Genomic DNA, 10,177 nt, shown 5'->3' with positions numbered 1-10,177 from the left:
ACTCAGCGGAGTGTCACGCAGGTCCTGATACCGATGTGTCACGCAGGTCCCGAGACCGGACAGAAGCGCCCCGGCGACGTGGCTCAGAATTTCTGTACATGTTTCAAGGCGGCCCTTGAGGGGCCGCACGCGCCGCCGCCAGGGCGCGCGCCGCCCGCTGCCACTGTCGCTCTGCGGCCGTCACGCCTGACGCCCGGCGGCTGGCGCGGAGAGCGGGGAACCCCGAGGGCCGCGCAGAACGACAGACCGTTGAACGGAGAGATGGTGTGCGGGCAGCCGGCCGGGCGCGGCGGCCGTCGCACCGCCGCACCGTAGCGCGAGTCACCGCCGGCCGTGGTGGGGATGCGGCGCGAAGTGTGCGGGGCCGCCCCTCCAAGGTCAAGGGCGCTTCGCGTCGCTGTGCGACGGCCCTGCGGGCCGCCCTTGACCCCGGAGCCTCTGCGACCCCTCGGGCCGGCAGTCGCCGGCAGGCCAGGGACCTGCCCGATTGGACGCGCCGCATCCCCACCCCGGCCTCGCCCGACAGCAAGCCGCCGGTTACTCAAGACAACGAAATCCCGGGAAGTGACGGCGGGATGTGGGGGACAATCTCACAAGGCTGCTCATTCTGGACCTGGGTCGACACTGCCAACTGATAGGCAGCACGGCTGCGGCCAGCGTCGTATTGTCGCACCGTGCGTCTCTAAATCGGGTGCCACCGACAGGCCGCCAACCTCGTTGACGTCTACCTGAACCGTTCCGGCGCAGGCCGCCTCGGACGGGGGCGTCATTGAGTTCGCTCCCCGAGCTGCCTCCTGATGAGCAGCAAGCGAATCAGCGCCAAAGCATCGAGGCGTGACTTGGGTGCACATGACTCTTGCCTGCGTCGCCTTAAGGACGCCTTGAATGTTCTCTGGGAAAGGGTGCCCGTAGTCATTACGTGATCCAGCGCTGATTATCGCGATGGCCGGACCAACGTGTGGCCAGACGTCAGAAGCGTCTGGGTCGGACGTCCTGTAGCGCCACCGCCCTCCGTGGTGAGGAAGCACCAAGACGTCAGCGGCGACCTGCCCCGGATCGTCTGAAACCAGACGTCCTAGAACAGCGGCGTCTGCGTCTCCTGTAAATAGGAAACCCCTACCATTGCTTCTTAGATGAAGAATGACGCTTGCTTTGTTCCTGTTGTCTGCTTGATGCGCGGCGCCGACGTCTGAAGCCTCAGGGGCGAGAACTCTCCACGACATGCTCCCGATCTTCGGCTGGTCCGGCGCAGTCTCAATAGTGGCAAAACCCCACCGAGCCGGCCGGCGGCTGTCACTCCATTCGCGGAGGCCCCTTATTAGAGCTCGCAGTTGACGGTACTGCGTTTGCATCTTCCAGCCCGTATCGAGATTTAACCTTACGGAATCGGGATCGAAGACCCTGACAATGTTCATTAGGTCGGCGCAATGGTCCCAATCTAGGTGGGTAACGATCACCAAGCGCAGCTTGCATCCGGCCGCGTTTTGCTCAATCTCACTGGTTGTTCCTTTGGCACAATCCACAAGAAGGGCCTCCCCGCTTCCCGTATCGACACTGAGGGAGCCCTGGCCTTGCCCAACATCGAAAAAGAAATGACGGGTAGCGGTCAAAGCCCATCCTCCGTCTGATCAGGGGCGGGAAGGGGGAATAGTTCCTCGTTGTCTAGATACAGACTTTTATGGAATCGGTATTCGGCTTGCCGCAGGTCGCCGCTGCTGGTTCGCACCTTGAATGTGACCCCTGGGAGCATCGCAGCAGCGGGAAGCCTCTGTGGTAGGCCGATAATCACGCCGTCAAGGTCCGTCAGCTGGTCAACCCAGATCCTGATTCCGTCGTCAGCCACTGCCAGTACGGTGCCGTCGTACTCCAAGGACCGCTCCGCCCTCACTCCAGCAGGATTCATATTAGGAACCCATTCTTCGGGGGCGGAATAGCGGACGGTCCCTTCCGGTGCTTGTTCGTCACTCATCACGGCGAGCACATCTCGCCTAACCTCTTCCGGTGCCCCGTACAGGTCAAAGACTCGGGCGTCCAGGTCCCGTGCCAACGCCGACCTAGCCTCAGCCGAATATCCTGTCTCAGCGGCCTGGGACAATTGCTCCGCAGCCTCTGCAATACCAGTCCACCCCTCTGGCAACGGAAGAGTAGCAAGGAGCTCGCGAGGGATGTTTCCGGTGGTTACTTGGTCATCTATCCACGTAGAAATTAGGGCCGACCCAAGAATGCCACCCAGCGCGTAAAGTTCCCGCTCCACGTCACGCGTCTCGAGATCCGTCCATAGGTGATCTTTAAGCGTGATCGCGTATTGATTGTTGGAAGGAATTACTGGCTCGAAAGCGAAACCGACCTTGATCTTCCAGGGAGTGTTCGACCGTCGCACCCTGCTAACAAGCAACTTGGGAAGTGTGTAGTTCAGCTCGGGGGACCAAGCAGCCCTTGCGTCGAAATCTCCGGGGTACATTGCTGGGCTTGTGTTGTATGCGGTGACTCGACCGAAATGGCTCAGCGCGCGCACATTTCCCAGCCAGCGGTAAGTCTGCCCGCCGGTAGCGCCTCCCCCCCGTGGGGGGCCCGACCGGATATTTGCGACACTGGCCAGGGACTCTCCAGCCCTCACGTCTTTTATGAAGGCGGTCACGGGAGATGATGCGGCAAGCGGGTCACTCGCCCCAGTTATGCGAAGCAGGGAGGTTTTGTCTGCGGTACCGTCCGCGTAGAGCCGGCCTAGCGAAGCTCGCCTGGCGATGCGACGTGACACGTACCAGTTAGCAGCTGCGCTTCCCGGCTTCCGAGCGCGGGCAATTAGGACTGCGCCCTTTACTTCCGCCGGCGGGAAAGCGCCTTCGGGTAGTCGCCAAGTCTCCAGAATCTCACAATGACGGGATAGGTTGCGTCGGGCGTCCGCGCTATGCCGAGCAGTCAACCATGCGGCTGGCACAAACAATGCGAGCAGACCATCCGGCCGGATTATGTCCAGCGCCCTGTTGACGAATGGGGTCGCTGCATCGTCTCGCTGGCGCCTGCCCTGCCCGGCGTGAGGTCCGACCCTCCGCCCCCTCCATGGTGGATTCGCGAAAATAATCGAGGGGTTAATGACTGGGAGCCTAGTATCCAGCGTGTCGCGCTCCTGGACATCCCAGCCGTTGCCGAGCGGGTGACCCTTAAGCGTCAGGCTTAGGTGGGTAAGCCTAACCGCAAAGGCGTCACGGTCCCAGCCGTGAAGATTCGAGACGAGGTACTGGTGGATCTGCTCGAAGTTCATGGGCCGCGGCAGGGCATTCTTTAGCCGGTCGTGGGCGGCCAAGAGAAGTGTGCCCGACCCGCAGGCGAAGTCGAGCACGCTGCGTTCGTCCGGGGCAATCAACTCAACCGGAACGCGTTCGAGAACTCGTGACGCCAGCTCGAAGGGCGTGTATACCACGCCATTCTCGTTCATGGTCCCGGCGTCAACTAGGCGAGGTTCGTACAAGTCAGAAATTACAACTGAATCAAGGCTGCGATAGTCGACGCCTTCTCTTAGTGAATCCCGCGCGATGTCAAATAGGGCGAGAGCCGAATCGCCGAAACTTTCTAGATCCCGGTTCAAATCGGTAAATCGGGTCTGGACTTCCTGCCACCATGAAGCCGATTGATATTCAATCTCGAACTTGTCCTCTATGAAGAGGGATGTCAAGGAATTCACGAGCAAGCGAGCGATAGAGTCAGGAGTCAGCCTGAAATCAAGGGTATGGGCGCTAAGCTTGATAGCTTCACGAGCTATCACAACTCGATCGCGGAGGCTTTCCACAGCGCTGCGTCTCGCCCTGGGCAACTGCGTGACGTCAACGCTGAACAGCGTGGGTGTTGGATGACGAAGCTTCGCCTGCAGCAGTCTGTCGGCTCTCAGTTCATCCACGATGCGATCGCTGAGCCGCTCGCCATAGGGTACTCGTTGGATCAGAGTCGCCTTGTTTGCCGCGATAACTTCGAGGCCGTCGAACATCGCGACCACGGCTGCCGGGGCCGCTAGCGCGGAGGCCGCCCCGAGCGCCGTAGTGCGGGCGTGGTCTTCGCCGGCCGCTTGAACTTGGCCCACCATCACTGCACTGCTCATGTCCAAGGGAAGTTGAGCGAACGCAGCGATATCCACGCGCCTTGTTGCGTCGGCGGCGAGGTACCGGTAGTCATACTGAACCAAGTTCTCGTCGTAGCCGAGCGTCGAGAACAGCGCGCGTAGCTGGGCGTGCCGGTCGGCCTCACCTGCGACGGCGCTGGTCATCCCCACCTCCATGCGCGCCACACCTGGCTCTAGCGGATCGGGCGTCCGAAAATCTACCGAACGTACAACATCACCTTAATGTCCTGCGCGTCAAGGCACGACTGGGAATTGCGGGTCCGCGTTTGTGATTAGTTCGCTGACGATCAGCGCGCCGGCTCAAGCCAGACCTCGTCCCTGGTCGCGAGACCCACCTGATGACCAGCACAAGTAGGCTGTCGGCACGCCCCTTCGGGTACACGAAGACCGAGGGGACGGCCAAGCGGTCAACGGGTTGACAGCCCAGCGGCGGCGGTAAGCACGAACGATCATGCGGCGGACGTGATGGCTGTCGACAGCAACGCCGACAGCTACCGCGCCGGACGGCGGCACGCTGACGGGGGCTGGCGCTGACGCGGCCCAGAGCCTGCGGCCGTTCCCGGACGCATGTGGACGCGGTACACAGAGCTTGTAAGCGAGACGCCATGGCTGGGATGCGCGCCGTTGATGTCCAATCCGGCGTCATCAGCAACGACGGGGGTCAGGGCTGCGAGGGCCGAAACGCCCTTGGTCAACGTCAAATGCAGGTACACGGCAGCATGATCGGGGATGCCGGCAACCTGCTACGTCTGCCATCGTGGAGGCCGTGCAGCCACTGCCAACCCCAAGCCCCACTCCGACTCTGACGCCCTCAGCAAGTCCGTCCGACGCGCCTAGCCTCGCTCCCATGCCATCGGGCACGTGGTCGGTTCAGGTGACCGACATTGCCCGTGACATCTGGGACTGGGTCGCTCTCGGGGGGAGTCTGCTCTTCGGTGCGGCATCGCTTTTCGTAGGCACCGTGGCGGTGGTGCTTGCATCGAAGGCGAACCAAGCCGCAGTCAAGGCCGCGGAGGAAGCAGAGCGGGCAAATGAGGAAGCGAGCAGGGCACGCGCAGCCGTCGCGGCTGAGCGCCGCCGCACGTTCGAGCTGGAAATCTTGCGCGATCTCCTTGAGGTGTTGGACCAAGAGCGGGACCTAGTGGACCAGATCGCGTCGCACCCGGAGTGGATCGAGATTCGATTCGCCGGCAGGCTCGGGATGCTGCCCGAGCAGGACCTGCCCTTGTGGCGCCGGGCTCGGGGGGTGAGTTGGCGGGAGCTCATCGACTTGCTAGGCGGCCCAGACGAGCATGATGAGGAACGAGTCTCGATCGCCGAGAGCGGGTCGGGCTCCTACCGCCCTGCGCGGAGCCTGATCAACCGTCTTCGCGAGAAGATGACAGCTGACGTACTCATGGCGATCCAGCGCCGGATGACCGCTCACGACCGCTAGCAAGATACTTAGCCAGGTCAACCGACCACGTGTTCGGCGCTGACAGTGGCCGAGCAGCCAATCGAGCAGCCAAACCGCCGAGCATGGGCGGACGACCACGGACGTGAAAGCCATGCCGAGCACGGGGACCAAGCGGTGTGCCAGCACCGGGGAACCGACTCGTAATGCGCAGGTGCCACAACTCCCGCCGCCGACACCATAACCAGCTTCAGCAACGGAACATCTGGCTATGATGCTGCCGCATCCTCCCAATACATCACGATTGTCCGACGCACGCCTGCGTCAAGGAGGGCTTGAGCACGGTGCTGGCCGTTGACGAAGCCCCGAGCACTCTCGAATGGCTGGATTGCCCATGCCGGCGATACAAGTGTGGCGAGCGCTTCTCGTTCCCAGGCCGAGAGAGTGGCATCTTCTGCTGCCTGCTCGCCGACGTAAGCGGCGATGTCGCGAGCAGGGACGCCGGCTGTGCGCGCTTGCTGAACGAGCTGGATCGCTGCGTCGCTGACGGTGTGCCAGTCACCCCCGTGGTACCAACAGCAGGTGCTGCCGCCACGACGTGGCACGAGTTGCCGCGCGATCCGTCGCCACCAACGAACGCCGGTGGGCATGCAGCCCGGTTCGCGAAACGGTCTAGGACGGGGAAGCAAGGCGACCCAGTACCTGGCGTAACGCGGCTGTGCCTCGGGTTCCGGCTCGGGCGGGAGGTAACCCGTGCCGCGGCTGCGGTCTACGGGCTGCGCCACGAGTATGTCGATGTCGTCATCCTCGATGATGTGCCACTCCGGACTGACCAATTGCCGCCGTTCCGGGTCAGGAATGAAGGTGACGTAAGCAACGTGTGGAGGGAAGGAGTCTGACAGTGATCGCTGGATCCAGATCGGCTGTGTCGGGTAGTCCGGAAGGAACTGCTGCCATACCTGGGTGGCATACTCCTCCGCTGAATTGGTTAGCGATGGGAACTCGTCGATCGTTTGGGTGGCTACCGCTACGGGTCGCCGTCCATCTGCGGTAAACAACTGAAGCCGACAGGCCCCCTGGGCGGTCCCATCGTGGTTCTCAAGCCGATACATGTGCTCGTCGAGGATGCGCATGCGGGGGGCGGCGTGCTTCAGTATGACCCGAGCTGCCCTCTTGGCTCCGGACCCGTGGTGTGGCATGACCGTCATGATGCGCCACTTCGGGGATGGACGCTCGCCCCCGTGAGCAGTGCTGCGGAAAAGCCTCAGCCGGCCAGTCCATAGGTTCAGAGTACGGAGACGATCAGGCCGAGGCTGGAGGCAGCGATGAGGCAGCAAGCCCTTTGATCCAGGCTGGTACGAGGCAGCAGAGGACGCCTACCGTCAACTGCTCGGCCGCACTGGGCGGCAACGACCGGCACGAGCCAACGAGGTGTGTCCGGCTCCCCCCGACGGGGGTCAAGCCCTGACCTAGAGGCGTTAGTGGGAACCCTTCCCGCAGTGCGGACTTTTCGCCAACACGGCGTCAGTCCACGCTCGGCAGCTTCGGCCCGAGCACGTCGTCCGCGTCCACGATGGTGTACGCGTACCCCTGCTCGGCGAGGAACCGCTGCCGGTGCGCCGCGTACTCGGTATCGATCGTGTCCCGGGACACCACCGTGTAGAAGTGCGCCTGCCGCCCGTCGGCCTTCGGCCGCAGCACCCGCCCCAGCCGCTGCGCCTCCTCCTGCCGCGACCCGAACGTCCCCGACACCTGGATCGCCACCGCCGCCTCCGGCAGGTCGATGGAGAAGTTCCCGACCTTCGAAATCACCAGGGTGCGCAGCTCACCGGAGCGGAACGCGTCGAAGAGCCGTTCCCGCTCCTTGTTGGTGGTGGAGCCCTGCACGATCGGCGCGTCGAGGTACTCCCCGAGCTGGTGCAGTTGGTCGATGTAGGCCCCGATCACCAGCACCTGCTCGTCCGGGTGCCGGTCGACCAGCGCCTTCACCACCGGAAGCTTCGTCCGGGCGGTCGCCGCCATCCGGTAGCGCTCCTCGGCCTCCGCCGTCGCGTAGGACATCCGCTCGGCGTCGGTCAGCGTCACCCGTACCTCGGTGCACTGGGCCGGGGCGATCCAGCCCTGCGACTCGATGTCCTTCCACGGCGCGTCGTACCGCTTGGGGCCGATCAGGCTGAACACGTCGCCCTCCCGGCCGTCCTCGCGTACCAGAGTCGCCGTCAGGCCCAGCCGGCGGCGGGCCTGGAGGTCCGCGGTGAACCGGAAGATCGGCGCGGGCAGCAGGTGGACCTCGTCGTAGACGACCAGGCCCCAGTCGCGGGCGCCGAACAGGTCCAGGTGGGTGAACGCGCCGCCGCGCCGCGAGGTGAGCACCTGGTACGTCGCGATGGTGACCGGGCGGATCTCCTTGCGCTCGCCGGAGTATTCGCCGATCTCCTCCTCGGTCAGCGAGGTGCGGGCGATCAGCTCGCGCTTCCACTGCCGGCCGGCGACCGTGTTGGTGACCAGGATCAGCGTGGTGGCCTTCGCCTCGGCCATCGCCGCCGCCCCGACCAGCGTCTTGCCCGCGCCGCAGGGGAGCACGACCACGCCCGAGCCGCCGGCCCAGAACGCCTCGACCGCCTCCCGCTGGTACGACCGCAGCGTCCACGGCTTGCGGCCGTCCTTGCCGGCCTCGGCCAGCTCGATCGGGTGCGCCTCGCCGTCGACGTACCCGGCCAGGTCCTCCGCCGGCCAGCCGAGCTTGAGCAGCGCCTGCTTGAGCCGGCCGCGCTCGGAGGGGTGCACCTGGATGGTGTCGTCGTCGATTTTGTTGCCGAGCATGCCGGCGAGCTTCTTGCTCTTGGCGACCTCGATCAGCACCAGCCGGTCCAGCGCCCGCAGCACCAGGCCGTGCGCGGGGTCGTTGGCGAGCTGGAGCCGGCCGTACCGGTCCATGGTGTCGGCCACGTCCACCAGCAGCGCGTGCGGCACCGGGTAGCGGGAGTACTTGATCAGCGCGTCCACCACGGCCTCGGCGTCGTGGCCGGCGGCCCGGGCGTTCCACAGGCCCAGCGGGGTGAGCCGGTAGGTGTGCACGTGCTCCGGGGAGCGCTCCAGCTCGGCGAAGGGGGCGATCGCCATCCGGCAGGCCTGCGCGTCGGGGTGGTCGATCTCCAGCAGCAGGGTCTTGTCGGACTGCACGATCAGTGGTCCACCGCTCACGCCAGTGTCCTCTCCTCGGCCGGGCTTGTCGGCTACCCGTCATCGGTGGGGACACCCCGCCGCAGGCCGACCATCCAGTGTTGCACGAGGTCGGGGACGCCCAGAAAAATGCCCAAACGACGCAACGCTTTCCCACCGCCGAACGTCTTCCAATCGGACGACGGATTCGGGAGGGCTCAATGAGGCATACAGGTTTAACCGTCCGGATCGTCGCCTTGGCGGTGGTCACGCTGGTCGGCGCCGGTGGGTGCGCGCTCGACCCGCAGGCCGATCCGGGTGGCACTGGAGGAGGGCTCGCCCCGGTCGGCAATGCGGAACAGGTATCGGGGGCGAGCGGCGGCGCGCCGCCCGACCAGCGGGCCCAGCCGACCACGCCGGCCCCGACGCTGAAGGCCGCGGCGACGACGCCGCGCGTCACCACGCCGCCGAAGCCGGAGCGCGGCCGTCGATTCGCCAACCCGACACCGCAGAACATGACCCGCTGCGAGCAGGGGGAGTACCAGCGCGAGGTGGAGGGCTACCTCGCCCGGCTGGGCGGGTTCGGCACGGTCAGCGTCAACGGCCGGCAGTCCGACGCCGACTGCGCCGCGATCAAGAAGTTCCAGCAGCGGTACGACATCCGCCCGGCCGCCGGCCGGGCCGGCCCCACCACGTACGACGTGGCGAAGCGGTTGGCGAACACGGACACCAGCCGGTGCAACGCCGGCTCGGGCACCACCTTCTGCGTGGACCTGACCAAGCAGACCACCTGGGTGATGCGCGACGGCAAGGTGGTGGCCAAGCCGACGGTGACCCGCACCGGCATGTCCGGCTACGCCACCCCTTCGGGCACCTACAAGATCAACCTTCGGAAGCTGAAGGAGTGGTCGGACCCGTACGACGTCTGGCTGCCCTACTGGCAGCGGTTCAACGGCGGGATCGGCTTCCACGAGACCACCACCTACCTGCACAACTCCTCGATCGGCTCGCACGGCTGCATCAACCTGCTGCACACCGACGCGGTCCGCTGGTATGAACTCGGCTCGATCGGTTCCCGGGTGACGCTGGTCGGCCGCCGCCCCGGCACCTGACCCGCGATCCTCACCTGAATCGCCGCTCCGACAGTCCGACTGCCGGGGCGGCGATTCAGGGTTTTGTCCCCTGTGCGGCCACGCGTCCGGGTGCCACCCTGGAGGGCGGGAGCCGGACGGGGCGGGGAGGGCTGGCAATGAGCGTCGACCAGGACGCGGTCACCGACGACGAGCCGCCGCCGGCCGACCAGGTCTCCACGGCGACGGTGGTCGGCTACGCCGCCGCCGCGCTCGCCCTCGTCGGCTGGTTCCTCTTCGGCTGGCTGGTGCAGCGGCAGGGCTTCGTCGCCTCGGTCGGCGAGACCGCCGGCGCCGCGTTCGCCCTGCTGCTCGCCGTCTCCGTGATCGGCACCGTGCGCCGCAGCCGCCGCTGACCGCGCCGGTCCCGCCGCGCCG

7 protein-coding genes are annotated in these 10,177 nt (G+C 65.2%); 3 read left to right on the top strand and 4 right to left on the bottom strand.

The features are described from left to right. Positions 1 to 602 precede the first annotated feature (602 nt). A complete protein-coding gene (locus V6U89_RS30210) occupies positions 603 to 1,610 on the bottom strand; it encodes a ComEC/Rec2 family competence protein (protein WP_442933949.1) in 1,008 nt (335 codons plus the stop codon). Next, positions 1,607 to 4,258 (bottom strand): HsdM family class I SAM-dependent methyltransferase, encoded by a 2,652-nt coding sequence (locus V6U89_RS19395; protein WP_334572741.1) that lies wholly within the window; start codon positions 4,256 to 4,258, stop codon positions 1,607 to 1,609. Before V6U89_RS19395 ends, V6U89_RS30210 begins: the two co-directional genes overlap by 4 nt. A gap of 703 nt (positions 4,259 to 4,961) precedes the next feature. Between V6U89_RS19395 and V6U89_RS19390 the strand changes: the two genes are divergently transcribed. Then, positions 4,962 to 5,549, top strand: coding sequence for a hypothetical protein (locus tag V6U89_RS19390; RefSeq protein ID WP_334572740.1), 588 nt, complete (start codon positions 4,962 to 4,964; stop codon positions 5,547 to 5,549). Positions 5,550 to 5,776: 227 nt separating this feature from the next. On the opposite strand, the gene V6U89_RS19385 is transcribed toward V6U89_RS19390, so the two are convergent. Together V6U89_RS19385 and V6U89_RS19380 are read right to left on the bottom strand one after the other, a co-directional pair. Next, positions 5,777 to 6,640 (bottom strand): hypothetical protein, encoded by an 864-nt coding sequence (locus tag V6U89_RS19385; RefSeq protein WP_334572739.1) that lies wholly within the window; start codon positions 6,638 to 6,640, stop codon positions 5,777 to 5,779. 391 nt (positions 6,641 to 7,031) lie between these two features. Beyond that, positions 7,032 to 8,711: a DNA repair helicase XPB gene (locus tag V6U89_RS19380; RefSeq protein WP_334572738.1), complete on the bottom strand. Its 1,680-nt coding sequence runs from the start codon at positions 8,709 to 8,711 to the stop codon at positions 7,032 to 7,034. Positions 8,712 to 8,890: 179 nt separating this feature from the next. Between V6U89_RS19380 and V6U89_RS19375 the strand changes: the two genes are divergently transcribed. Continuing rightward, entirely contained in the window at positions 8,891 to 9,781 is an 891-nt protein-coding gene (locus V6U89_RS19375; RefSeq protein WP_334572737.1) for a L,D-transpeptidase family protein, read from the top strand. A 137-nt stretch (positions 9,782 to 9,918) separates the two neighbouring features. Beyond that, a complete protein-coding gene (locus V6U89_RS19370) occupies positions 9,919 to 10,155 on the top strand; it encodes a hypothetical protein (RefSeq protein WP_334572736.1) in 237 nt (78 codons plus the stop codon). Positions 10,156 to 10,177 lie beyond the last annotated feature (22 nt).

The organism is Micromonospora sp. CPCC 206171 (assembly GCF_036906755.1).
Lineage (GTDB): Bacteria > Actinomycetota > Actinomycetes > Mycobacteriales > Micromonosporaceae > Micromonospora > Micromonospora purpureochromogenes.
This window is presented reverse-complemented; position numbering and strand designations above follow the sequence as displayed.

What these genes read in the sequence shown, in the direction of transcription:
- V6U89_RS19390 (WP_334572740.1), top strand. Translation starts at nt 4,962, where the DNA reads ATGCCATCGGGCACGTGGTCGGTTCAGGTGACCGACATTGCCCGTGAC.
- V6U89_RS19370 (WP_334572736.1), top strand. Translation starts at nt 9,919, where the DNA reads ATGAGCGTCGACCAGGACGCGGTCACCGACGACGAGCCGCCGCCGGCC.
- V6U89_RS19375 (WP_334572737.1), top strand. Translation starts at nt 8,891, where the DNA reads ATGAGGCATACAGGTTTAACCGTCCGGATCGTCGCCTTGGCGGTGGTC.
- V6U89_RS19385 (WP_334572739.1), bottom strand. Translation starts at nt 6,640, where the DNA reads ATGCGCATCCTCGACGAGCACATGTATCGGCTTGAGAACCACGATGGG.
- V6U89_RS19395 (WP_334572741.1), bottom strand. Translation starts at nt 4,258, where the DNA reads ATGACCAGCGCCGTCGCAGGTGAGGCCGACCGGCACGCCCAGCTACGC.